This is a genomic window from Nocardia abscessus, assembly GCF_015477775.1.
Lineage (GTDB): Bacteria > Actinomycetota > Actinomycetes > Mycobacteriales > Mycobacteriaceae > Nocardia > Nocardia abscessus_A.
This window is the reverse complement of record NZ_JADLQO010000006.1, coordinates 375,844-398,151: the sequence shown is the minus strand read 5'-3', so window position 1 is coordinate 398,151 and position 22,308 is coordinate 375,844. Positions and strand designations below refer to the sequence as shown.

The following is a 22,308-nucleotide window of genomic DNA, read 5'->3' as shown; positions in this document are numbered from 1 at the left end:
GTGCTCCCGAAACTGGCAGATTCGTTGAAAGTAGTTCTGCTGCAACGCAAGCAGATCGCCGAGGACATCGAGGAGATGTTCGCCGACCACCCTCTTGCCGAGGTCCTGACCTCGATGCCCGGCATCGGAGTCAGGACCGGCACCCGCATCCTGCTCGAAGTCGGTGACGCCACGGCGTTCGCCTCGGCCGGCCACCTCGCCTCCTACGCCGGCATCGCCCCGATCACCCACCGCTCCGGCAGCTCCATCCGCGGTGAACACCCCGCCCGCTCCGGCAACCACAAACTCAAACGAGCGCTGTTCCTGTCCGCATTCGCCGCCCTGCACGACCCGGCCAGCCGCGCCTACTACGACAAAAAGAGAGCCGAAGGCAAGAAACACAACGCCGCCCTCATCTGCCTGGCGCGACGACGCTGCGACGTCCTGTTCGCCATGCTCCGCAACAAACAGCCCTACCGGACACCCGCAACCTCAGCAGCTTGACGAACACGATAGGGACACCCCCCGCCGCAACAGCCGCACGCACGCCGGCTCGCCGCCCCGGCCTCGTCGAATGGGACCAGCCGAACTGCCCGCAATTCAGCTGAGCGCCATCAGCCCGCCGAGATTCGTCGCTCACCCGGCGCGTTCAGCTGGGCGCCAGCAGCTCCGTCACCGGAGCGCCCGCCGCGATCTTCGCGCGCGCCTTCATCACCTGCGCGGTCATACCCGCGCCGACGACGCCGGTGAGGTTGCCGCCCTGGGAGTAGTAGGCGAGGAACTTGCGGCCGTCGTCGGAGGCGATGTGCACCTCGTCGGTCGCGCCAGGGGTGCCGAGCGCCTGGATCTTGACGTCGTACTGGTCGCTCCAGAAATAGGGGACGCGCGCCGCCGTGGGCGGTTCGGCGCCCAGCAGCGCGCAGGCGACCAATTTGGCCTGTTCACCCGCGTTGGTCCAGTGTTCGACGCGTTTACGCGATCCGGTGTCGTGCAGCCACGCCGCCACGTCACCCACCGCCCACACGCCTTCGGCGGACGTGCGCCCCACCTCGTCGGCGAGCACGCCGCCACCGGCCGACGGTTCGGCCAGCGCGATCCCGGAATCGCTGAGCCATTCGGTCACCGGCCGCGAACCCACGCCGATCACGACGAGGTCGGCGGCGATCTCGGTGCCGTCGGACAGTCGGGCGCCGCGCACCCGCCCCGCGTCGTCGCCGAGGAGGGTGTCCACGCCGATACCGCAGCGCAGATCGACCCCTTCCGCACGGTGCGTCCGCGCGACCAGTTCGCCGACTTCTTCGCCGAGCACCGAGGCCAGCGGCGTCGCCTGCGGTTCGACCAGCACGACGTCCACCCCCTGCGCCCGGAAACTCGCCGCGAGTTCGCAGCCGATGAAGCCCGCGCCGACGACGAGCGCCGTGGCAGCGCCGGCCAGATCGGCGCGCAGGGCGACGGCGTCGGAATGGCCGCGCAGCACGTGCACGCCGGCCAGATCGGGCAGGCCGGGCAGGCGGCGCGGGCGCAGGCCGGTGGCGACGATCAGCTGGTCGTAGTCCAGCATCGTGCCGTCGGCGAGGCGAACGCGGCGCGCCGCGGTGTCCACGCCGACCGCTTCGGCGCCCAACCGCAACTCGATCTGCTTCTCGTCGTAGAACTCGCTCGGACGCAGGGTGGTGTCGTCGGTTTCGCCGCGCACGAACTGCTTGGACAGCGGCGGCCGGTCGTAGGGCAAGCGCGACTCGTCACCGACCAGCACGAGCGCACCGGCGTATCCCGCGCGGCGCAGTTCCTCCGCGGTGCGCAGGCCGGCGAGGCCGGCTCCGACGATCACGATCGGCGCGGTCATACGGCCATCCCTTCTTTGGAACCCGGCCGCCGATTCCCGGGAACCAGCGGTGCGACGAAGCCCACCCTAACCTCTGCTTGGTTCACGCCTCTGTGAGGACGGTCACGTCAGGGCGGGCGAGCGACTGCCGCGCAATCGTTTCCATTCCGATATTGATCGGGCGGTCAATCAGAGTTATACCGAGGACAGGACATATTTCCAGCCCGAGGAGGCACACATGTTCACCGAGAGCCGCGCGCAAGATTTCCTGGCTGTCGTGCTCGGAGCCTTCGCCGCACTGTCCCCCCTCTGGGTGGACACCAACGACAACGCCATGTGGTCGCTGATCGTGCTCGGCGTGCTCATCGCCCTCACCGGTCTCGCACAGATGGCCCGCCCCGAGATGGCGGCGGCGGACTACGTGATGGGCCTGTGCGGCGCACTGCTGTTCATCTCCCCCTGGGTCATGGACTTCACCGAGTACCGCAGCGCATCCTGGACCGCATGGGTGGTCGGAGTAGTGACGGCGGTGGTCGCGGTAGCGGCGCTGCCGACGGTGTCGGGACGTCTGCACGGCATGGCCACGCATCACTGATGCAGATGCCCAAGGCCCGGCGCGCCGGGCGTCGCCGCAGCGCGAAAGCCGACGGCGACGCCCGGCAGCTCATCCTCGACGCCGCGGAGAAACTCTTCGCGGCACAAGGATTCGACGCCACCGCGACGGCGGCCATCGCCGCCGCGGCGTGCGTCCCCAAAGGACTCGTCTTCTACTACTTCCCGACCAAGGATTCGATCCTGTCCGCCTTGATGTCCGAGCGGGTGCCCGCGCAGCCGATCGATGACATCGGCACCGTGGTGGCGCCGGGCGATCCGGCGACCAGCCTGGTCAACCTCGATGCCGCACTGAACCTGCGCGACCACCACTCGTCGGTGCTGCGGGTGATCCTGTGGCGGGAAGCCGACACCCATCCCGACGTGCGACGGCAACTGCGCCGCCTGCGCGATCAAATGCTCGACGTGACCGCCAAGGTGCTGCAGGCCAGCGCACCGGTCCCGGTCCGCCCCGGAACCCTGCGTGCGTGCGCCGCGGCCTGGGTCTCGGCGATGTTCGCCATCGCCAGCACGGACCGGCTGCACGCGCTCGACGGAGTGCCGCTGCCCACCGCCGACGAAGTGCTGAACGTGGCCCAGGTGGTCGCGGCGGGCATGACTCAGATGGGCTGAACGCGCCGGAGTTATCCACAGCAGGCGTGTTGTCCACATTCGCCCGCGCGATGGGTGTGCCGGGGGCGCCGGTCGCTCACGATCGTCATATGGAAGCACCGCAACTGATCTCGCGCAGGCAAGCGCTGGCATCCGGTCTGTCCGACAAGGCACTGCACCGGTTGTGCCGAACAGGGAAATGGCAGCGGCTGCGGGCCGGGCACTATCTGAATTCGCCCGCGTCCGGTCTCGGCGCGACCGGGCGACATCTGCTGATGACGTTGGCGACGGCGGAATCCACGTCCGAGTCCGCCATCACGAGCCACTGCTCGGCGGCGGTGCTGCACGGAATGGCGACCTGGGGCATTCCACTCGACCGCGTTCATCTCACCAGGAACCGGATCAACGGCGGTCGGCTGAGCAGGCGGGTCGTGGTCCATTCGGCCCAGGTGGAGCCGGACGAGATCACCCTGGTCGACGACATCCGAGTGACCACGGCGGCGCGGACCGTCCTCGACATCGCGCGCTCGGAAGGCTTCGAACAATCCGTCGCTCTCGGGGATTCCGCCTTGCGCCAGGGCCTGACCACCACGACGGAACTGCGCGAACAACTCCGCAGGGCCAGGCACCGGCCGGGCTGCCGCAGGGCCGCCCTCGTCCTCGACTTCCTCGACGGCCGCAGCGAGAGCGTCGGAGAATCCCGCAGCCGGATCTTGCTGCGGCAGCATGGTTTCCCCGCTCCCGAAGTGCAAGCACGCGTCTTCTCCGATAGCGAGATATGCGTCGGTCGGGTCGATTTCCTGTTCCCCGACCTCGGGGTGATCGGCGAGTTCGACGTAAAGGCCGAGCACCGGACCGCATCGCGCGGCCTGCGGCCCAGCGACCAGGCGGTCACCGCGGAAATGCTGCGCGAAGACCGACTCCGCGCCCTCGGCTGGACGGTCGTCCGCTGGACCTGGAACGACCTGCGCGCTCCCGCCTGCCTGGCCGAGCGCCTTCACACGGAGTTCCGCACCGCCACGGGCGACCACCGCTCCGGCTACTGGACGCCCACCCCCGCATTCTGATCCACACTTCCACCGTCCCGATGAGCGCGAAAAGGCGTCCCATGAACCATTGCCCGATCACCGGCCCTCGCCCATCGAGGGACAACCGCCGTGGGCGAGATACCGGCGATTCGGTTCATGGGCGCTCAGGCGCTGCGGGTCAGGAAGTCGGTGACGTCGGTGGCGAAGCGGGGGTGCTTGATCGCACCCATGTGGCCCGCGCCGGGGTAGATGACGAGGCGGGAATCGGGGATTCCGTCGGCGGTGCGACGGAACGTGGCGAGGCTGTAGGCGGCGTCTCGTTCGCCGCCGACGACGAGCGTGGGCGCGTGGATCTCGCCGAGGCGCGCGCCGAGGTCGAATCCGTCCTCGGCGCGGAGGAAGGCGTGCGTGTCGGCCGGGTCGGCGGGGCGGTTCAGCGGATCGAGCAACCACATGGCGGCGGCCGCGAAACGGGCGCCGACAGGCGAGGATACGGCGCTCGATGCCAGGTGGTGCATCGCCCGGCGGCCGCGCAGAGCGGCTTCGGCGTAGCGCATCTGGCCTTCCTTGGCGACCGGATCCAACCGGTATCCGGACGACGCGATGACGAGGCGGCGCACCACCTCCGGATGATCGGCGGCCAGTTGCAGCGCCACCGAGCCGCCGGAGGAGATGCCCAGCACGTCGACCGGCTCACCGAACTCGCCGCGCAGCGCATCCGCGTGCTCGGCGGCGATCTCGCCCATCGTGATGCCCTCCGTCATGCCCGGCGCGCGGCTCACCGCGTAGACGCGGAATTTCCGGGCGAGCGGCTTCAGCGTCTTGATCTCGGAATCGCGCATCCACCCGCGCGGGTTCGCGTGGTCGGGGCTGAACCAACGGAGAAACACCAACGGCCGACCGGAGCCGATCGCGAAGTAAGGAAGGCCGTGCGCCCACACGCCCTCCGTGATCTCGAACCCGGCAGCCCGTCCGGTCTTGCCCACGATGTCCTCCGATCAGAGACCCGTCCCTCGCCCCGACGCTATCGGAGTGCGCCGTGCGGTGCGATGACCTCTGCCGCCGAGAAAGCCGTCCACGCCGTCGCCGCGGAAGCGAATCCGACGTCGGGTAGTCGGCGGTATGTGAACTCCCCCAATGGGGGCCGAGTCGTCGGATATGGCCCGTAAGGTACCGATCATGGCCACCGAGAGGTCCGAGTTGGTGCAGTCGGTCGTCGAGACCTACCTGCTCGACGGAGCACGCCGGTACAACCGCACCGAGGTCGCCGAGCAGTCGGGGACGACGACGGCGCTCACGAAGCGCTTGTGGATGGCGCTCGGTTTCCCGTCGAGCATCGGTGACGAAGCGGTCGACTACGCCGACGCCGATGTCGCGGCGGTGCGCAATTTCGAGCAGCTGACCGTGTTGTCCTCGGCGGACACCCGGCAGCAGTCGGCCACCGCGCGCACGCTCGGCCAGGGCATGGCGCGCCTGGCGGAATGGCAGGTCGACCTGGTGCTGGCGGAGATCGAGGAGCGCATCGCCAGGGCGGATCCCGACGCCGACCCGGAGGAGACGGTGCGCGCCGCCACCGAGGGCGCCATCGCCACGCTCGAGCAGCTGAACACCTACGCGTGGCGACGCCATCTCGCCGCCGCGCTGTCGCGCTCGCTGGACCCGGGGACGAGTGCGGGTGAGTCGGTGCGCGAGCTGGCCGTCGGTTTCGCCGACATGGTCGGCTACACCCGGCTGACCAGGCACCTGCATCCGGACGAACTGTCCATGCTGCTGGAGGCGTTCGAATCCACCACCACCGCCGCCATCACCGAGAACGGCGGATGGGTGATCAAGAACGTCGGCGACGAAGTCATGTTCGCCACCGAGAGCGCCACCGAGGCCGCCCGCATAGCCCTCGCCATCCAGGAATCGACCATGATGGTCGGCGGCACCCCGGACCTGCGCGTCGCCGTCGCCTACGGCCCGGTACTGCAACGCTTCGGGGACCTGTACGGCTCGGTGGTGAACATCGCCTCGCGGCTCACCGGCGTCGCGCGGCCGGGCACCGTCCTCATCGATGACCACGCCGCCGCCGCGCTGGAGGGCGACCCGGCATTCACCATCAGGCACCTGCGCAGCGTCCGGGTGCGCGGCTTCAATCGCCTGCGGCCGCACCTGCTGCGCCACAACGGCAAGAACGGCAAGTAGCCGCTGCCGCTTGCCCGCGACGGCCGCCCTAGGCTCGTCCGGTGGACACGGACTGGTCACAACTGCGCGGGCGTTCCCTCATCGACGAGGACGCGGCGATCCTGGCCCTGCACAAACCCGCCGGCATCTCCGTGACCGGCGAGCGCCACGACACCGACCTCGTCGAACTGGCGGCCGCGGCAGGCGAAACGCTGTATCCGGTGCACCGGATCGACAAGGTGACCTCCGGCCTGATCCTGTTCGCCAAGGAACTCCGCGCGCACGGCGAGCTGACCAGGCAGTTCAACAAACAGACCGCCGACAAGGCGTATCTGGCCGTCGTCGCGGCCACCGATCTGCCCGATAGCGGCGTGTTCGATCTGCCGCTCAGCGTCGGACGGAAGAACCGGGTGCGGATCGCGGCGCCGCGCGAGAGCATCCGCCATTCGGCGGGCCGCTGGTTCGTCGACGACGCCGACCTGCTCTCCGCCAAGAACTACCCGTCACTCACTCACTTCGTGACGGTGCTGCGCGGCCCGGCGCACACCGTGCTCGCGCTGCGTCCGGTCACCGGCCGCCGTCACCAGATCCGCGTCCACCTGGCCTGGACCGGGCATCCGATCGTCGGCGACCCGCTGTTCGACCGCTCCGGCGCCCACCAACGGACCTACCTGCACTCCTGGCGCCTGGCCCTCACCGCCTCGTGGCGCACCCCGCCCGAACTGTCGCTGACCGCCGAGCCCGACGCCGATTTCTGGGCTCCGCTCGGCGAACCCACAGCCCCGCCCCCGCTCGACCACGCCGCCGACCTCCTGCGCACAATCCGGTAGCCCGCCGCCTTTCGTTCTCCACACCTCCCGTCGTCTCCTCAGCTGGGCATCGCCGCTGCGAAAAACGCTGTGCGGCGAACCGGTGCCGACCCACCGGTCGGCCCCGCCCCGGCGCAGGTCCGTCGACCACGCGAGACGGGGACAGTGCGCGAGAAAGCCCGGCGGCACGACCGGGTAAGCGGCTGCCACCGCGCGGTTCTTCCACAACCATCCCGAGGTGGATCACCCAGGGTACCCGCCCGACGTGGGGGCAGCAGCGCCGCAGCACGCCCGACGAGCCACCCGCGCGGCCGGCCGGGGAGCGGCCCCGAACGCAGTTCGTGCACAGCTGTCCCCAGGACGCACTGTCGGCGCACAAGGCCAGGAGCATCGCGACGGGCCGACGGGCCGTCTTCGCGGATCAACTCGGCGAGTTGAAGAGCGGCCGCCGCGCGGTTGTTCTCCGGTCATCGCTGGTGGGGTCGCCTAGGGCACACAGCCGATCCGAGAGGTCAAAGGCCTGCACGAGAGGTTCCGCCGGGCCACTCGAGCGGATCAGCTCGCCAGTTCAGGGAGCCACCGCCAGCGTGCGGTTCACGCACACTCATCCCCAGACGGATCACCCAGAGCGCCGGGCCTGAGGAGGGCGGGAACCCCCGCAGGGCTGACCGACTCGCTCGAGCGGGTCAGTTCGGCCAGTTCGGTGAGCGGCCGAGGGCCAGCAGGATTCGGTCGAGGGTCGATGTCTGCCCCGGCGCGGTCAGGGCCGGGGCGAAGGGCGCGCCGGGGGCGGAGCGTTCGGGGCCGTCGGGGACGGTGAGTGCGATGTTCAGCGCTTCGTCGGCCAGGGCGGCATCGAGCGTGACGGTTTCACCGATGGATCGCGCGACGTCCCAGGCGTGGACGACGCTGTCCACCAGATGGAAGCCGATCACACGGTCGGCGGGAATGCCTTGGTCCGGCAGGATTTCCGCGAGCACCAGCGCGCGCTCGAAGACGTCCTCGGCGGCGAAGGCGGCCAGGACGTCGTCGGCCGAGACGCGGTAATCCGCGACCGGATCGGCGGATGGGCGGACGGCCCAGACGCCGATATCGTCGCCGCCCCGCGCGGCGTCGGCGAAGCCGTTGTTCTGCGCGATCATGTGTTCCAGCAGGTCACGAAGAGGCCAACCCGCACAGGGAGTCTCGGCGTCCAGCTGGTCGGGGCGCACACGGGCGACGACGTCCACGCTCAATCGAACGGACCGGGCGTGCCGGGCCCGCAATTCTTCCAGAGAGTTAGTAGGCATGCGCTTATCGTAAGTGCAAGCCTACAATTTGCCAAGCAGTATCGTCGGTCCATGCCGAACGCCCGTCCCGATCTCGCCGCGATGATCGCGCCGCTCATCCGGACGCTCATGGCCGCCGAACAGCCCATCTTGGAGCGCCACGAGCTGTCGATGTGGGGCTACTCCGTCCTCCTCGGGCTCGGCGCCGAACCCGTCTACACCCAGGCGGCGCTGGCCAAGGCGATCGGCGCGGACAAGACCCGCATCATCGGCGTGCTCGACGAGCTGCAGCGCCGTGGCCTGATCACGCGCGAACCGGACCCGACGGACCGACGGGTCAACCTGGTGTCGATCACCGACGCGGGCCGCGCCCTGCGCGACCGCGCCCAGCGCGACATCCAGGCGGGCGAGGACCGGCTACTCGAGCGGCTTCCCGAACCGGACCGCCGCACCTTCCTGCGCGCCCTGCGCACCCTCTCCGACGCGGTGTCCGAACCCTCCACGTCCTGAACGAGACCGCGACCGCGCATTTCACAATGTGATCTCGATCATAGTTCGATGGGGACCTTTCGCGCGGTGGCGAGCGTCATGACGACGCGTAATACGCAGGTCAATTAGCCTGATGACGTGCGGCGGCCGCGGCGCGCGCACACTCTGACGCAGTGCAGCGAACCCCTAGCGAAAGCGAATGCCGATGATCCTGGTGGCTCAGGTCAGCGACACACATTTCGATCTCGGCACCCGCAATGCCGAGCGTGTGCAGCAGGTGATGGCGTTCATCGCCGGCCTGCGCCGCAGACCCGACGCCATCCTGGTCACCGGCGACATCACCGAGTCCGGCAAACCCGAGCAGTACGCGGAGGCCAGGCTCGCGTTCGACGCCGAGATCCCGGTGTACGCCATCCCCGGCAATCACGACGACCGCGCGGGCTTCCGCACGCGCCTGCTCGGCGAGCCCGCGTCCGACGCCCCGATCAACCGCACGCATCGCATCGGCGATCTCACCATCGCGCTGCTGGATTCGAGCGTTCCCGGGGAGGCCGGTGGACGGCTCGCCGACGAGACCTACCAATGGCTGGACGAGGTGCTCGACAGGGCACCCGCGGGCAAGCCGATCCTGCTCGCGTTGCATCACCCGCCCGCGCACCTGTTCAGCCCGATAGTCGACGGGATCTCCCTCGCCGAGCCGCAGCGGCTGGCCGAGTTGGTGGCCGGTGACGACCGGATCGTCGCGGTACTGACCGGGCACGCGCACTCCGCCGCGACCACCATGTTCGGGGGCCGACCGCTGCTGGTGGCTCCCAGCACCGCGTCGGTGCTGGCCGGCGAGTGGGAACTGGACATGCCCGACCACGTCATGGACTACGCGCCGGACCCGGCGGTCGCGCTGCACGTCATCGGCGACGACCACCGGCTCACCACCCACTTCCGGACCGTCCCGCTGGGCGGCCGGATCGGCGTACAACCGGTCTGAGGGCGGTTTACCGGGCACGAGCCGGGGCAATCGGGAGGCACACGACGCCTACCCGGGAGGATTCGCCATGGTCGATCTACCAGCCGCAGTGGTGAAGAACGCGTTCGCGGCCGGAGCACGGATCCGGCATGCGCGGGTGTTCCACCCGACGGGTCTGCACCTGGCCGGTCGCCTGCACGCGGAACCCGAGTTCGAGCCGCTCTTCGGCAGTGGCGACCGTGCGGTCATCGCGCGGCTGTCCAAGGGCGTCGGGCTCCCGGACGGGCTGCCGGATGTGCTCGGCTTGGCGTTCCGAGTGCTCGGCCATGACGACCAGCCTTGGGATTTCGCGCTGGCCACCACGGGCCGGGGACCGCTGGGCAGGCTGGTGATCACTCCCGCGCGCGGCTGGGCCAGCGCACGCTACGGCTGCCTGATGCCCTACCGGATCGACAACTCCGCGCCCACCTGGTTCTTCGCCGAGCCGGACGGCGTGCAGCCCGGGTCGGCGTCGCTCGAGTCGATGCAAGCCCACCTGCAAGAGGACCTGGTGGCCTTCACCCTCACCGCCAGCCGCCTCGGCGGACCCGCCTGGCGGGTCGCCGAACTCACGCTGCGTCCCGCCGAATCCGCCGAGCACCGGACGGACTACTTCGATCCGATGCTCAACCACCCGCCCGAGGTGGAGCTGTTCCCCAAAGCCATCGGCAAGATCCGCGAGCTGGCCTACACCGGCAGCCGCAGCGGCCGCGGCGAAGGGGCTTAACGCCGGACGACGCGTTCGCGGCGGTAGGCCGCCGGGGTGTTACCGGTCCACCGCTTGAAGGCGAAGATGAACGTCGAGGCTTCGGCGTAGCCGAGCCGGATCGCTACGTCGCTCACCGATAGCGGTGTGGCGGTGAGCATTTCCTCCGCCAACGCCCGCCGCACTTCGTCCAGCAACGCGCGATAACTGGTTCCGGCCGCGTCGAGGTGGCGGCGCAGCGTGCGAGTGCTCATATTGAGATCGTTCGCCACGGCGTCGATGCCGGGTGGCGCGGCGAACCCGTCCGCGCCACCGCGCGGCACCAGGCGCTCGCGCACCTCGGCCGCGATGCCGGTGCGGGCCCTGCGGCGGTGAACCAAGTCCCGGCACTGCGCCAGGCACATCGCCCAGGTGTGCTCGTTGGCCTGCGGCAGTGGTTGTTCCAGCAGCATCGGTTCGATCGCGAACAGGTTGCGCGACATGCCGAAGCGCGGCGGCACCACCGTCACCTCAGTGATCCGCTCCGCGTAGGCGGGTGCGGGGAAACGGAATTCGGCGCGCGTCAGCGGCAAGCGGGTGCCGAGCAGGTCGCTCATCACCTGATGCATGGCGGTGACGTCGCGCTCGACGAGGAATTGGCGCACGTCCGCAGGCACCGATTCGTCGTGCACCACCGCGACGAACTCGCCTTCGCCCCACTCCGCGACCGGCAGGCAGAACGTGAAGCTGAGATCCAGGTAGCGCAGCGCGAAGCTGATCGCCTCGCCGAGCGTCGGGCTGCTGACGCAGGCGAAGCCGAAGATGCCGAAGGTGGTGATCCGGTAGCGGCGGCCGATCTCGACGCCGAGCGCGGGCCGGTCGGCGAGTTCGCGGACTAGATTGCGGATGACCGCCAGTTCGGTGTGTGCGTCGATCTGCGCGTCCGGATCCCGCAATTGCTGCTCGGTGAGGCCGGTGCCCCGCAGCATGCGGGCGACAGGCACCTCGTGTTCCGCCGCGTAACCGACCATCAGCGCCACGCTGGCCACCCCGCGCGGAAAGTTCCAATCGCGGATTTCCGGATCCTGCACCCGCTCCACGCGGACATTATGGCCGAATTTCTCGATACCACGGCACAGCGGCTCCTACAGTGGAGACAGTTACGGTCGCAGTGAGGAGTGTCACATGACAGCGCGCAGTGGGCCGACGATCCTGATCATCGGCGCGGGCTTCGGCGGCATCGGCATGGCGATCGAGCTGCGCCGCAACGGCTTCGACGACATCACCATCCTGGAGCGCGCCGCCGACATCGGCGGGGTGTGGCGGGAGAACACCTACCCCGGCGCCGCGTGCGACGTGCCGTCCCCGCTGTACTCGTATTCGTTCGAACCCAAGCCGGACTGGCCGCAGCGGTACTCGGGGCGTGCCGCCATTCACCGATACCTGCGCGGTGTCGCCGAACGCCACGGCGTGCTGGCGGCGATCCATTTCAAATCCAGCGTCACCGACGCGGAATTCGACGACGCCACCGGCCGGTGGACCGTCCGCACCGCCGACGGGGGCAGCTGGATCGCAGACGTACTGATCTCGGCGGTGGGTCAGCTGTCGCGGCCGTCCCTGCCCGCCATTCCCGGCGTCGAGACGTTCGCGGGTCCGTCGTTCCATTCGGCCGAGTGGGACCACGGGGTCGACCTCGACGGCAAACGCGTCGCCTGCGTCGGCACCGGGGCCAGCGCCATCCAGTTCATCCCGGAGATCCAGCCCCGGGTCGACCGGCTCACGCTGTTCCAGCGCACGCCCGCCTGGGTGATCCCGAAGTTCGACACCGATTACTCGCCGATCCAGCACAACCTCTTCGCGCGGTTGCCCGGCGCGTTGCTGGCCGAGCGGTTCGGGTGGTGGTCGATCGCCGAGTTCGTCTCGCTCGGGCTGGTGGAAGTGCCCGCGATCGCGCGGTGGGTGGCCCGCATCGCCTCCCGGCACTTGGCCGAACAGGTCGAGGACCCGCAGCTGCGAGCCAAGCTCACCCCCGGCTATCCGATCGGGTGCAAGCGCGCACTGTTCTCCAACGACTACTACCCCGCGCTCACCCAGCCGAACGTGCGGGTGGAGACCACCGCCATCAGCGAGATCACCCCGCAGGGCGTACGCACCGCCGACGGAACCCTGCACGAGGTGGACGTGATCATCTACGGCACCGGCTTCAAAGGCACGGAGTTCCTCTGGCCGATGGACATCTACGGCCGCGGGGGCCGCAAGCTGGCCGACGCCTGGGCCGACGGCGCGCACGCCTACTACGGCATCACGGTGCCGGACTTCCCGAACCTTTTCCTCGTCTACGGGCCCAACACCAATCTCGGCGTCGGCTCGATCATCTACATGATCGAGTCGCAGGCTCGCTACATCCGGCAGGCCGTGCAGTTGCTGGCCGACCATCCCGGCCACTGCGTCGACGTTCGCGCGGACCTGGAGGAGGACTACAACACCGCACTCCAGCAACGCCTGGCCCGCACCCCGTGGAACTTCTGCTCGAGCTGGTACCGCAACTCCGCGGGCCGCATCACCAACAACTGGCCCGGCTCGCAAACCAGCTACCGCCGCCGAACCCGTCGCCTCGACCCCCAGCACTACACCCTCACTCCGGTCTCGTGACGGACAAAGGCCCCGCTCGATTTCGCCGTCACCCGGCACCCCCCGCCGGGCTGGCAGACTTGTGCTGTGAATGAACTGGACCGTCCGGGCGAATCGGATCAGCGGGGGCCGCTGCGTCCGATCGAGCTGGCCACCGGCGCCGTGCTGGGCGGAGCCACCGTCGGGCTGGTCACCATCGGATCGGTGGTCCCGTTCGCCGCGGCGCTGAATCTGGTCGCCGCGGTCCCGATCGGGCTGATCGCGCATCGCTTCCGGCCGCGCGCGGTGGTGACCGCGACCATCGCGGCCACGCTGGTCACCTTCGTGGCGGCCGGTATGGCGGCGGCGACGGCATTGCTCGCCGCGGCCACCATGGGCGGAATCATCGGGAGCGTGAAGCGGCGCGGCGGCGGCGTCATCGCGGTGTTCGTGCTCTCGCTGCTCGCCGGGCTGGTCTGGGCCGCGCTCGCCGTCGGGTCGCTGCTGGCGCTGTCGAGCGCCCGCAACCTGTTCTTCGACAACATCCGCAACCTCGCGCGCGGTATGCAGGATCTCGCCGCCCAGGTGCAGCTCGCTGCGCTCGGGCAGCTCGCGGCGGAACTGGCCGACTCGGTGCTGCGCTGGTGGTGGCTGTGGATCGGTGGCGGCGTCGCGCTCGGCATGGTGGCCACCGGGGTGTTCTCCTGGTATGTCCTCGGCTCGGTACTGGACCGGCTGGACTGGCTGCCCGGCTCGGACCGGCTCGACGCCCCGGTCGACGACCGGCCCGTCGCACCGCTGCCGGTCACGCTGCGCGATGCCGGGTTCCGCTATCCCGGCGCGGCGCGCGAAGCGCTCAGTGGCGTCGACCTGACCGTCGAGGTCGGCGAATTCGTGGCCGTGGTGGGACACAACGGTTCGGGCAAGTCGACGCTGACCCGGCTGCTGGCGGGGCTGCCGCCCACCTCGGGATCGGTGCGGCGGCCCGGGTCGGCCGGGCTCGGGCGGCTCGGCGGGACGGCGCTGGTGCTGCAGCGGCCGGAGAGCCAGACCCTCGGGGTGCTCGTCGCCGACGACGTCGTGTGGGGCTTGTCCGCCCAGCTGGCCGCCGAGGTGGACGTCGAGGGACTGCTCGGCGAGGTCGGTCTCGCCGGGATGGGTGGCAAGGAGACCGCCACGCTCTCCGGCGGACAGCAGCAGCGGCTCGCGGTCGCGGCGGCGCTGGCCCGGCGGCCCGCGCTGCTGATCGCCGACGAGGCGACCTCGATGATCGATCCGGACGGACGCCGGGAACTGGTGGAACTGCTGGCCGCACTGCCGAGACGGCACTCGATGGCCGTGGTGCTGGTCACCCACCACGAAGCCGATGCCGCGGCCGCGGACCGGGTGGTGCACTTGGCCGCAGGCCGTTCGGTCGAGCGCCTGCCCGCGTGGCCGCGACCGGCGCGCGACGAGCGCCGTAGGCCGATGGGCGAGCCGATCCTGGAACTGCGCGACGTCCGGCACACCTACAACCGCGCGACGCCGTGGGAAGCGCCCGCCCTGCACGGCGTCGACCTGTCCGTCCGGCAGGGCGAGGCGCTGCTCATCGTGGGCGGGAACGGCTCGGGCAAATCCACCCTGGCCTGGATCATGGCGGGTCTGATCGAACCGAGTTCCGGTCGCTGCGACCTGCGCGGGAAGCCGATCAGCAAGCAGATCGGGCGGGTCGAGCTGGCGTTCCAGCATTCCCGCCTGCAATTGCAGAAGCAGACCGTCGGCGCGGAGATCGCGGACTGGGGCGGGCGGGCCACGGGCTCCGGTGCGGTCGGGCGCGCGCTGGACGCGGTCGGGCTGGACCGGTCGCTGGCCGCACGCTCGATCGAGGAACTCAGCGGCGGCCAGGCCAAACGGGTGGTGCTCGCCGCCATCGTGGCCAGCCATCCCCAAGTGGTCGTGCTCGACGAGCCCCTGGCCGGTCTCGACCCGGAGGGCCGGGCCGACGTGGTGGAGCTGCTCGCGCGGCTACGAGATTCCGGATTGACGCTGATCGTCATCTCGCACGACGTGGCCGACATGGCGGCGGTGTGCGATCGGACGGTGCATCTGCGGTCGGGACGGATCCTGGGCGCGGAATCCGCATGGGAGGCCACGCCGGTGGCGAGCAAGGCCGGCGCGCAGGCCGATTCCGGCTCGGGGGCGCTGCGTACGCGGGGTGAAACCGCGTGGCGATTCGAGCACGGAGGTCGAGGATGAGCACCGTTCTGCTGCGTCAGGTGCCGGTCGCCAGTCCGGTGCACCGGCTGTGGGCGGGCACCAAGATGATCGGCGTGTTCCTGATCAGCCTGGTGCTGATGTTCATGCCCTCCTGGCCGGTACTCGGGGTCATGACAGCGTTCCTGGTGTTCGTCGGCGTCACCGCCCGGTTGCCGCTCGGCACGCTGCCACGCCTGCCCTGGTGGTTCTGGGCGTTGTTCGTCGTCGGCGGCCTGATCACCGTGCCGGTCGGCGGCGCGGCGGTGCTGCGCTATGCGCAGATCGCGACGTTCACCCTGATCCTGGTGGCCGCGTCGTTCCTCATCGCGTGGACCACACCGATGGGCGATATCGCGCCCGCCCTCGCCAGGTTGGGCGCGCCGTTGCGCCGACTGCGGCTCCCGGTCGACGAATGGGCTGTCGTCGTCGCCCTCACCCTGCGCGGTCTGCCCTTGCTCATGGAGGAGATCCGGGTGCTGCGGGCCGCTCGCCGGCTGCGTCCGAAAGCCGGCATGCTCGCCCGCGCGGCCGACAATCCGCTCATCGACATCCTCACCGCGGCCATGGCGGTGTCCACCCGCCGCGCCGGCGAACTGGGTGAGGCGATCACGGCGCGCGGCGGCACCGGCCAGCTCACCGCCCACCCCAGCGCTCCCGGCCGCCGCGACGCGCTCGCGCTCGCACTCATCTTCGGCGTCTGCCTGGGCTCCATCGCCCTGCACCTACTGCTGCTCTGACTATTCTGGTCGGTTGCCACCCCGGAAAGTCTCCGGTGAACTGTGTCGCCGATATTCGCCGAAGGTTTGCGGCCTGCGTGACATCACCCGATACGAGAAACGGCCCGCGGACACCGAAACTCGACCGACCGGGTTCGGCGCAGCGTTCGTGCGTTATGTCGGCAGCCATCGGCCCACGGTCGGTGTTCCAGGTCTCGTCGCGCCACCCTTCCAGCCGCCCAGCTGTCGGCCGCGCGAGCGGGATGAGGGCATCCGCACGCTTGCGCTCGCGCACGATCTCGCGAAAGTCATTGGCGTAGTTGGCCTTACATACTCGAAAGACTCGCTTCGAGTATCTCGGGACAGCTGTTTCAGTTGGAGGTCGCACCGCATCGCGCACATGGGAAGCGACGACCGGCGCGGCCGAGCCGCCGTGAGTTCGGTCGAGAACAGGTCCGCGGCGCCGAGGACACGCCGCCTCGCCCGCAACCACTACAGCGCGGTCCGCCTTGAATAGCGATGCGCTATAACCCCATGGGAGCCGTGAAAAACGGAAGATTACCCCTGAAAATCAGGTCCTAAACCCCGTCAGCCACAGTACAGTTATCACTCAGAAGTAGCTGTCTTCTGGATCACATTACGGACGTACATGCCGATGGGGGAAGGAATTTCGGCGTGCGCCGCGTTCTCTATTGCTCGAAACCTGATGAAGATTGGAACCGAGAAATGATTCTCCGGAAAGTCACCGCCGCTGCCGTGCCACTTGTCGCCGCGCTCGCGGTCGGGACCGGCGTCGCGCACGCGGAACCCGCCGCGGCGCCGGTCCAGGACATCGGCTACCAGGCCGAGCTGATCGGGAACAAGATCGTGACGACGCTCACCGCGGGGACGTTCGACGTGCGCGGCGACGCCGTCGACATCAAGGATGCGGCCGGAAACGTCGCGGTCACACTGCCACTCGCGTTCCGGCAGGACGGCCTCGAATATCCCATGCCGCACGCCGTGCGCGACGCGGGCCGGGTACTGGAACTGACCGTCGTGAAGGACGCGGCACAGGCCCGCCCTGCGGTCACGCCGGTCGCGTCCCCGTTCGAGAACCAGCGGGCGATGGACGCGTTCCTGTCGCAGTTCAGCATCGCCACCGCGGTCGGCGGGTTCATCGGCACGGTGATCGGCGCGCTCGTCGGATTGACCGGCCTCATCGGCGGGCCGATCGGTATCGGCACCGTACTCGCCGGTGCGGGCATCGGCGGCATCATCGGCACCATCGTCGTCGGTGGACCGGCTCTGATCATCGCCGGTATCGATCTGCTGAGCACGCTGGCCGCCCAGCCCGGCACCACCAAGTGGATGGACACCACCGGCCGCCCGCAGAACTGACCGGCGCCCGCCGCACGACGCGCACCGAATCGACTGTGATTCGGTGCGCTTTCGTGTGTGTACCCGGTGGGTCTCGTCCGCGGCGGTGCGCGCCCGCCACCGCGGTCGGACGTTCACCCGCCTACCGCTCGCGGCATCCCGCAGCGGCAGGCAGACCCGCGAAGCGTTCGGCCAGGAAGTTCATCGCGCCCGGAGCCTCACCGATCGCCGCGGGGTTGTGCGTGGGCAGCATCGAGTGCACCGAGGTGACGGTCGCTCCCCGCGCGCAGTAGCGGCGGACCAGGTCGGTGAACCCCGCTACGGGGATAACGTCGTCGGTGAGGCTGTGATACAGATACATCGGCGCCGCGGGCGCGCTGCCGCCGAGTTCCTGGGCGTCGGTCGCGGCCCGGAAGGCCGGTTGTGACAGCAGATCCGGGACCAGGGCGAAGTCGTCGACCCGCGCGCCCGCGTACTTCGGCACCAGATCGGACCCGCAGGCCGCGCCGTTCTCGATCAGCGCCGCGTGCCCTCGATCGTTGAGCAGCTCCAGCAACCCACCGCCGGGATCGTTGCGGGCGAGCGCGAACAGGATCAGCAACGCCAGTCCGGCCTGCACGGTGCCGTCCGCTTCACGCGCGATGGCAGGCCAGTCGGCCGGAACGCCGCCCGAGGTGAGCCCCGCGAGCCGGACATCCGGCGCGTACCACGGCTGTATCTGCGCGGCCCACAACGTGGCGAACGCACCACCGGAGTAGCCCCAAGCGCCGATCGGCGTCGCGGGCCCGAGTCCGGCAGGCGGGAAGTCACGGGCTGCCCGAATGCCGTCCAGCACACCCCGTCCGGAGTTCACCCCGTCGAGGAAACGGGATCGCGGCCCCTCGTAGTCGCTGACCACCACCGCCCACCCGCGGCGTAGCGCCTCCGCCATGAACGGCGTGTCGATCAGCGTGTTCACGGCACCGGTGTCCCAGCCGCCGCGCAACGCGAACGACGGCGCGCACCGCGTGCCCAGACTGTCCTCGGGGACCTGGTAGGACAGCAGTGGCCGTGCGCCGGGACCGAACCACGGCAGCATCGGCACCATGACGGTCGCCACATCCGCGACGGGATCGTCACTGGCGTCGGTGCTCCGGTACTTCACCTGCCAGGTCGAAATGGGCAGAGGCAGACCGAACAGCGCGATCGGGCGGGAATCCAGCACGGCGCCGTTCCGGTAGTCGCCCAGGTCCGCGGGGGCGGCGTAGAACGGGTCCAGATCCGGCGGCGGTAGCTCGGCGTACGCCGCGGGGGCGGCGCTCAGGGCGGCGACCAGAAAGGTCAGAGCCGCCAGTACGGCCCGCAGGATCGCCGCGCGCACAGGCCGGTTGCTCGCCCACGCGATGGCAGGCGCTCGCTGAACATCCTTCATCAGGGCCTCCCCAGTCCCGGCGAGGCGCGAGTATCTCCGGTGCGTTCGGCGCCGAACCACCCGGCCTCCAGAACTCAACGGTACTGCGGCGCCGACCACCCCGGCAACGGTCGATCGCAGGTCACACCCACCGCCGGTGGTGTCCGCCGGACTGGCTACAGTGTTGACGAAAACGCCCCTAGCGCAATCGGATAGCCGTCGGGCGCCACCCCCCGAGCGGCGCGGGCGCAACGAAGAGGAGTAGCCGAGTATGCGGCATGGCAACGGACTGGACATCCCCGAAGGACTCGCCGACGTGTGCGCCCCGGACCGGATGGCGGTGATCGTCTACGACATGCAGGTCGGCGTGCTCAGCCAGTTGCCCGACGGCCAGGAGATCATCGAGCGCGTGGTGCGGGTGGTCGACGCGGCGCGCTCGGGTGGCTACCCGGTGGTCTTCCTGCGCCATTTCTTCCTGCCCCAGCGCCTCAGCGGAGCCTTCGCGCTGCGCATGGCCATGAACTGGCAGCAGGTGGATTCGGTGGACGAGGTGCGCTTCATCCTGCAGCGCGACACCCCGGCCTTCGAACTGGTCCCGGAGCTGCGGCCGCGCGCGGACGAGGTGGTGTTCGACAAGACGTCGATGTCGGCGTTCGAAGGGACGCCGCTGGCCTCGATGCTGCGCGACCTGCGTATCGGCGCCTACGCGATCGCGGGTGTCGCGCTGGAGATCGGCATCGCGCCCACGGTCACCCACTCCACCGACCTCGGGTTCGTCCCGGTGGTGATCAGCGACGCGGTCGGCGGCCGGGACGAAGCGGCCATGGCGCGGGCCTACGACGACTTCGCATTCCAAGGCCACACGCTGGTGACCGATATCGCCACCATCACCCCGCTGCTCGCGGGCGGCCGCTGACACGAGAACGGGCCCCGGCGCGGCCGGGTCCCGTTCGATCGTTCACTGCTCCCGCAAGGCCTTCTTGGCCGCGTCCTGGGCGGTGTCGACCTGGCTCGCGTACTTCTTCCCCGTCTTCTCGTCCACGAGGTCGCCCGCCTTGTCGATGACCGCGTCCAGCTTGTCCGCGTTCTTCTGGGCCAGGTCCATCGCTTTGCCTGCCAGGTTCTTGAAGTCCACCGTGCACTCCTCGTTTTCGCGCTGGGAACAACCGCGAATCAACCCTACCCAGCCTCCCGCGCGTGCGGCGCGGCCCCGACCCAGGCCGGGTGCCACAGCCGTCCCGCCTCGGTCCAGTTCATGAACCTAACGGTGCCACCGAGTTTCGGCGTCACCCACACCGCCTCCTTGCGCTCCTGCGCGGTGAGGTCGTTGTCGAACGGCGAGGTCTTTCGCTCCAGCTTGCGCAAGCGCGCCGCCAGGTCCCGCATGACCGGCTCGTCGAAGCCGGTACCGACCCGGCCGACGTAGATCAGCCGCCCGTCGTGCGGAATGCCGACCAGCAGCGATTTGAAATCCCGCGCCGTGCTGCGCCGCCAGCCGCCGATCAGCACCTGCTGAGTGCGCCAGTTGCGCTGCTTCACCCAGGAATGCCCGCGCTTGCCCGGCAGATACACCGAATCCTTGCGTTTCGCGACCACGCCCTCCAGCCCTTGCTCCTGGCTGTAGCGCAGGGCTTCGGCGCCCGAGCCGTCCAGTCGCGGCGGCACCACCAGCGACGGCGCGTTCGCGGCGAGCGCCTCGAGCACCCTGCGGCGATCGGAATAGCGTTTGCGCAGCAGCGAGGTGCCGTCCAGGTACAGCACATCGAACGCGACGAAAACGGCCCGCGCCGCATCGGCTTGCAGCAGACCGAGGATCGCCACGTCGTGATCGTCGAAGACGACCGCCTCGCCGTCCAGCACCACTCGGTGCCCGGACAACTCCCGCCGCAACGCCGCGATGCCGGGATAGCGGTCGGTCACGATGTTCCCCGCCCGGCTGCGCAAGGTGATCGCGCCGGAATCGATCTCGGCGATCAGCCGGAAGCCGTCCCACTTCGTCTCGAAGCACCACTCGTCGGCCCCGAGTTCGTTGACGTCGCCGGGAGTCGCGAGCATCGGCGACAGTCCGCGCGGCAGCGGCGCGGGCCCGTTGGACGGACGGATGATCCGGCCCGGCGACTTGTCCGCCTCTTCCTGGGGTTCGGCAGCGTCGGAAGCACGCATCAGGTGCATCAGCCACTGGTTGCCGTTGGTCTGGATCAGCGCGTACCGGCCGGTGAGCCGCTTGCCGTGGAACCGGACGATGACTTCGTCGTCGCGCCACTTCTCGGTCTCATAGATGCCGGAGTCCCAGATCGTCATCTCGCCCGCGCCGTACTCGCCCTTCGGGATGGCGCCGTGGAAGTCGAGATACTCCATCGGATGATCCTCGGTGTGCACCGCGAGGCGATTCTGCTCCGGCGAGGTCGGCGGGCCCTTGGGCACCGCCCAGGACACCAGGACACCGTCGCGCTCCAGCCGCACATCCCAGTGCAGCCGCCGCGCGTGATGCTCCTGCACGACGTAGCGGTTGTTCGTCCCCGGCTCGGGCGCCTGGGCGGGGACGGGCTCCGGCGTGCGGGCCGGATCACGCATCGAGCGATACTTCGTCAACGCGTCCGGCCCTGCCTGCGTCGAGGTCGAATCACGCCGCGCCAGCGGCGGATCCAGCTCCGCCAGCAGATCACCGTCGGCTCGGTACCTGGCCAGCACCTCGTCGAACCGCAGGTGCCGCAGCTTCTTCCGGTTCTCGATCTCTTTCCACGTGCGCGCGGCGGCGACGTTCGGCTCCGGCCGCCCCCGCAACGAGTAGGGCGCGATCGTGGTCTTCGCGGGGTTGTTCTGGCTCCAGTCCAGAAAGACCTTGCCGCCGCGAGCCGCCTTCGCCATCGTCGACGTGACCAGGTCCGGGTGCAGCCGTTCCAGATTCGTGGCCACCTGCTTGGCCACCGTGGACGCGCCGCCCGGACTCAGCTCGCGATCCAACGGCACGTAGAGGTGAATGCCCTTGCTGCCGCTGGTGACCGGGAACGCGTGCAAACCGATGCCCTCGACCATCTCGCGCACCGCGAGCGCCACCTCGGCGCATTCGGCGAGCCCGACGCCCTTGCCCGGGTCCAGATCGAAGACCAACCTGGTCGCCGGGCCCATCTCGTCGCCGTCGAAACGCCACTGCGGCACATGGACTTCCAGCGCGGCCTGCTGCGCGAGCCAGGCCAGCCCTGCTTCGGAATCGATCAGCGGGTAGTGGACCTTGCGATCGGAATGCCGCAGGGTGCGCCGCTCGATCCAGGACGGCGCGTGCGACGGAAGATTCTTTTCGAAGAAGGACGGTTCGTCGACCCCGTTGGGCCAGCGCTTCCGGGTGACCGCCCGGCCGGCGATATGCGGCAGCATGGCAGGCGCGATCGCCGAATAATAGGCGATGACTTCGCCTTTGGTGGTGCCGGTGGCCGGATACAGCACCTTGTCGAGGTTGCTCAGGTCAACCTCGATACCACCGAACGCGCGGCGGGCCGCCATATCCGAAGTGTAGCGGCGGAGACCACGACGTGGTCTCCGCCG

General features: G+C 69.4%; 21 protein-coding genes. 14 read left to right on the top strand and 7 right to left on the bottom strand.

Annotated features, from left to right (window positions below):
* Nucleotides 1–483: transposase (locus IU450_RS19005; protein WP_195151057.1), on the top strand; the 483-nt coding region annotated here is incomplete at its 5' end.
* A 145-nt stretch (nucleotides 484–628) separates the two neighbouring features.
* On the opposite strand, the gene IU450_RS19000 is transcribed toward IU450_RS19005, so the two are convergent.
* Entirely contained in the window at nucleotides 629–1,825 is a 1,197-nt protein-coding gene (locus IU450_RS19000) for an NAD(P)/FAD-dependent oxidoreductase (protein WP_195151056.1), read from the bottom strand.
* Nucleotides 1,826–2,042: 217 nt separating this feature from the next.
* Here IU450_RS19000 and IU450_RS18995 point away from each other — a divergent pair, with 217 nt between their 5' ends.
* From IU450_RS18995 to IU450_RS18985, 3 genes are all read left to right on the top strand, one after another.
* Nucleotides 2,043–2,399, top strand: coding sequence for an SPW repeat domain-containing protein (locus IU450_RS18995; RefSeq protein ID WP_195151055.1), 357 nt, complete (start codon nucleotides 2,043–2,045; stop codon nucleotides 2,397–2,399).
* On the top strand, nucleotides 2,399–3,028 hold the full coding sequence (locus IU450_RS18990) for a TetR/AcrR family transcriptional regulator (RefSeq protein WP_228834743.1): 630 nt from the start codon (nucleotides 2,399–2,401) through the stop codon (nucleotides 3,026–3,028). The genes IU450_RS18995 and IU450_RS18990 overlap by 1 nt, the downstream gene beginning before the upstream one ends.
* Nucleotides 3,029–3,117: 89 nt before the next feature.
* Complete coding sequence (locus tag IU450_RS18985) at nucleotides 3,118–4,074, top strand: type IV toxin-antitoxin system AbiEi family antitoxin domain-containing protein (RefSeq protein ID WP_195151054.1); 957 nt, start codon at nucleotides 3,118–3,120, stop codon at nucleotides 4,072–4,074.
* A 125-nt stretch (nucleotides 4,075–4,199) separates the two neighbouring features.
* Here IU450_RS18985 and IU450_RS18980 read toward each other — a convergent pair whose 3' ends face one another.
* The gene (locus IU450_RS18980) at nucleotides 4,200–5,021 is read right to left on the bottom strand and encodes an alpha/beta fold hydrolase (RefSeq protein ID WP_195151053.1); all 822 of its coding nucleotides are present in this window, start codon (nucleotides 5,019–5,021) and stop codon (nucleotides 4,200–4,202) included.
* Nucleotides 5,022–5,214: 193 nt separating this feature from the next.
* Between IU450_RS18980 and IU450_RS18975 the strand changes: the two genes are divergently transcribed.
* Both IU450_RS18975 and IU450_RS18970 read left to right on the top strand, forming a co-directional pair.
* Complete coding sequence (locus IU450_RS18975) at nucleotides 5,215–6,222, top strand: adenylate/guanylate cyclase domain-containing protein (RefSeq protein ID WP_228834742.1); 1,008 nt, start codon at nucleotides 5,215–5,217, stop codon at nucleotides 6,220–6,222.
* 41 nt (nucleotides 6,223–6,263) lie between these two features.
* Nucleotides 6,264–7,031, top strand: a complete 768-nt coding sequence (locus IU450_RS18970) for an RluA family pseudouridine synthase (RefSeq protein ID WP_195151051.1) — start codon at nucleotides 6,264–6,266, stop codon at nucleotides 7,029–7,031.
* A 665-nt stretch (nucleotides 7,032–7,696) separates the two neighbouring features.
* Here IU450_RS18970 and IU450_RS18965 read toward each other — a convergent pair.
* Nucleotides 7,697–8,299: a TIGR03086 family metal-binding protein gene (locus IU450_RS18965; protein WP_195151050.1), complete on the bottom strand. Its 603-nt coding sequence runs from the start codon at nucleotides 8,297–8,299 to the stop codon at nucleotides 7,697–7,699.
* Between the two features lie 51 nt (nucleotides 8,300–8,350).
* Between IU450_RS18965 and IU450_RS18960 the strand changes: the two genes are divergently transcribed.
* The 3 genes from IU450_RS18960 (at nucleotide 8,351) to IU450_RS18950 (ending at nucleotide 10,497) form a co-directional block, all read left to right on the top strand.
* The gene (locus IU450_RS18960) at nucleotides 8,351–8,788 is read left to right on the top strand and encodes a MarR family winged helix-turn-helix transcriptional regulator (RefSeq protein WP_195151049.1); all 438 of its coding nucleotides are present in this window, start codon (nucleotides 8,351–8,353) and stop codon (nucleotides 8,786–8,788) included.
* Between the two features lie 178 nt (nucleotides 8,789–8,966).
* Nucleotides 8,967–9,752: a metallophosphoesterase gene (locus tag IU450_RS18955; RefSeq protein ID WP_228834741.1), complete on the top strand. Its 786-nt coding sequence runs from the start codon at nucleotides 8,967–8,969 to the stop codon at nucleotides 9,750–9,752.
* A 67-nt stretch (nucleotides 9,753–9,819) separates the two neighbouring features.
* On the top strand, nucleotides 9,820–10,497 hold the full coding sequence (locus tag IU450_RS18950; RefSeq protein ID WP_195151048.1) for a phosphodiesterase: 678 nt from the start codon (nucleotides 9,820–9,822) through the stop codon (nucleotides 10,495–10,497).
* On the opposite strand, the gene IU450_RS18945 is transcribed toward IU450_RS18950, so the two are convergent.
* A complete protein-coding gene (locus IU450_RS18945; protein WP_195151047.1) occupies nucleotides 10,494–11,555 on the bottom strand; it encodes an AraC family transcriptional regulator in 1,062 nt (353 codons plus the stop codon). The genes IU450_RS18950 and IU450_RS18945 overlap by 4 nt on opposite strands.
* Nucleotides 11,556–11,640: 85 nt before the next feature.
* On the opposite strand from IU450_RS18945, the gene IU450_RS18940 reads away from it, so the two are divergent.
* The 4 genes from IU450_RS18940 to IU450_RS18925 all read left to right on the top strand — a co-directional run bounded on the left by IU450_RS18940 (nucleotide 11,641) and on the right by IU450_RS18925 (nucleotide 17,396).
* Nucleotides 11,641–13,107: a flavin-containing monooxygenase gene (locus tag IU450_RS18940; RefSeq protein WP_195151046.1), complete on the top strand. Its 1,467-nt coding sequence runs from the start codon at nucleotides 11,641–11,643 to the stop codon at nucleotides 13,105–13,107.
* Between the two features lie 66 nt (nucleotides 13,108–13,173).
* Nucleotides 13,174–15,300, top strand: coding sequence for an ABC transporter ATP-binding protein (locus IU450_RS18935; RefSeq protein ID WP_324197726.1), 2,127 nt, complete (start codon nucleotides 13,174–13,176; stop codon nucleotides 15,298–15,300).
* Nucleotides 15,297–16,037: an energy-coupling factor transporter transmembrane component T family protein gene (locus tag IU450_RS18930; RefSeq protein WP_195151045.1), complete on the top strand. Its 741-nt coding sequence runs from the start codon at nucleotides 15,297–15,299 to the stop codon at nucleotides 16,035–16,037. Before IU450_RS18935 ends, IU450_RS18930 begins: the two co-directional genes overlap by 4 nt.
* Nucleotides 16,038–16,742: 705 nt before the next feature.
* Nucleotides 16,743–17,396 carry an ammonium transporter gene (locus IU450_RS18925; protein WP_195151044.1) on the top strand — a complete coding sequence of 218 codons (654 nt, stop codon included), beginning with the start codon at nucleotides 16,743–16,745 and terminating at the stop codon, nucleotides 17,394–17,396.
* A 121-nt stretch (nucleotides 17,397–17,517) separates the two neighbouring features.
* Here IU450_RS18925 and IU450_RS18920 read toward each other — a convergent pair whose 3' ends face one another.
* Entirely contained in the window at nucleotides 17,518–18,786 is a 1,269-nt protein-coding gene (locus IU450_RS18920; protein WP_195151043.1) for a lipase family protein, read from the bottom strand.
* A 250-nt stretch (nucleotides 18,787–19,036) separates the two neighbouring features.
* Here IU450_RS18920 and IU450_RS18915 point away from each other — a divergent pair, with 250 nt between their 5' ends.
* Nucleotides 19,037–19,681 carry a cysteine hydrolase family protein gene (locus IU450_RS18915; protein WP_195151042.1) on the top strand — a complete coding sequence of 215 codons (645 nt, stop codon included), beginning with the start codon at nucleotides 19,037–19,039 and terminating at the stop codon, nucleotides 19,679–19,681.
* Nucleotides 19,682–19,723: 42 nt separating this feature from the next.
* On the opposite strand, the gene IU450_RS18910 is transcribed toward IU450_RS18915, so the two are convergent.
* Both IU450_RS18910 and IU450_RS18905 read right to left on the bottom strand, forming a co-directional pair.
* On the bottom strand, nucleotides 19,724–19,900 hold the full coding sequence (locus IU450_RS18910; RefSeq protein ID WP_227954598.1) for an antitoxin: 177 nt from the start codon (nucleotides 19,898–19,900) through the stop codon (nucleotides 19,724–19,726).
* Between the two features lie 44 nt (nucleotides 19,901–19,944).
* A complete protein-coding gene (locus tag IU450_RS18905) occupies nucleotides 19,945–22,266 on the bottom strand; it encodes an ATP-dependent DNA ligase (RefSeq protein WP_195151041.1) in 2,322 nt (773 codons plus the stop codon).
* Nucleotides 22,267–22,308: the final 42 nt, after the last annotated feature.

Coding starts and splice junctions, on each gene's coding strand:
- IU450_RS19000 (WP_195151056.1), bottom strand. CDS start 1,825: ATGACCGCGCCGATCGTGATCGTCGGAGCCGGCCTCGCCGGCCTGCGC.
- IU450_RS18995 (WP_195151055.1), top strand. CDS start 2,043: ATGTTCACCGAGAGCCGCGCGCAAGATTTCCTGGCTGTCGTGCTCGGA.
- IU450_RS18990 (WP_228834743.1), top strand. CDS start 2,399: ATGCAGATGCCCAAGGCCCGGCGCGCCGGGCGTCGCCGCAGCGCGAAA.
- IU450_RS18985 (WP_195151054.1), top strand. CDS start 3,118: ATGGAAGCACCGCAACTGATCTCGCGCAGGCAAGCGCTGGCATCCGGT.
- IU450_RS18975 (WP_228834742.1), top strand. CDS start 5,215: ATGGCCACCGAGAGGTCCGAGTTGGTGCAGTCGGTCGTCGAGACCTAC.
- IU450_RS18965 (WP_195151050.1), bottom strand. CDS start 8,299: ATGCCTACTAACTCTCTGGAAGAATTGCGGGCCCGGCACGCCCGGTCC.
- IU450_RS18960 (WP_195151049.1), top strand. CDS start 8,351: ATGCCGAACGCCCGTCCCGATCTCGCCGCGATGATCGCGCCGCTCATC.
- IU450_RS18955 (WP_228834741.1), top strand. CDS start 8,967: ATGCCGATGATCCTGGTGGCTCAGGTCAGCGACACACATTTCGATCTC.
- IU450_RS18950 (WP_195151048.1), top strand. CDS start 9,820: ATGGTCGATCTACCAGCCGCAGTGGTGAAGAACGCGTTCGCGGCCGGA.
- IU450_RS18940 (WP_195151046.1), top strand. CDS start 11,641: ATGACAGCGCGCAGTGGGCCGACGATCCTGATCATCGGCGCGGGCTTC.
- IU450_RS18930 (WP_195151045.1), top strand. CDS start 15,297: ATGAGCACCGTTCTGCTGCGTCAGGTGCCGGTCGCCAGTCCGGTGCAC.
- IU450_RS18925 (WP_195151044.1), top strand. CDS start 16,743: ATGATTCTCCGGAAAGTCACCGCCGCTGCCGTGCCACTTGTCGCCGCG.
- IU450_RS18920 (WP_195151043.1), bottom strand. CDS start 18,786: ATGAAGGATGTTCAGCGAGCGCCTGCCATCGCGTGGGCGAGCAACCGG.
- IU450_RS18915 (WP_195151042.1), top strand. CDS start 19,037: ATGCGGCATGGCAACGGACTGGACATCCCCGAAGGACTCGCCGACGTG.
- IU450_RS18905 (WP_195151041.1), bottom strand. CDS start 22,266: ATGGCGGCCCGCCGCGCGTTCGGTGGTATCGAGGTTGACCTGAGCAAC.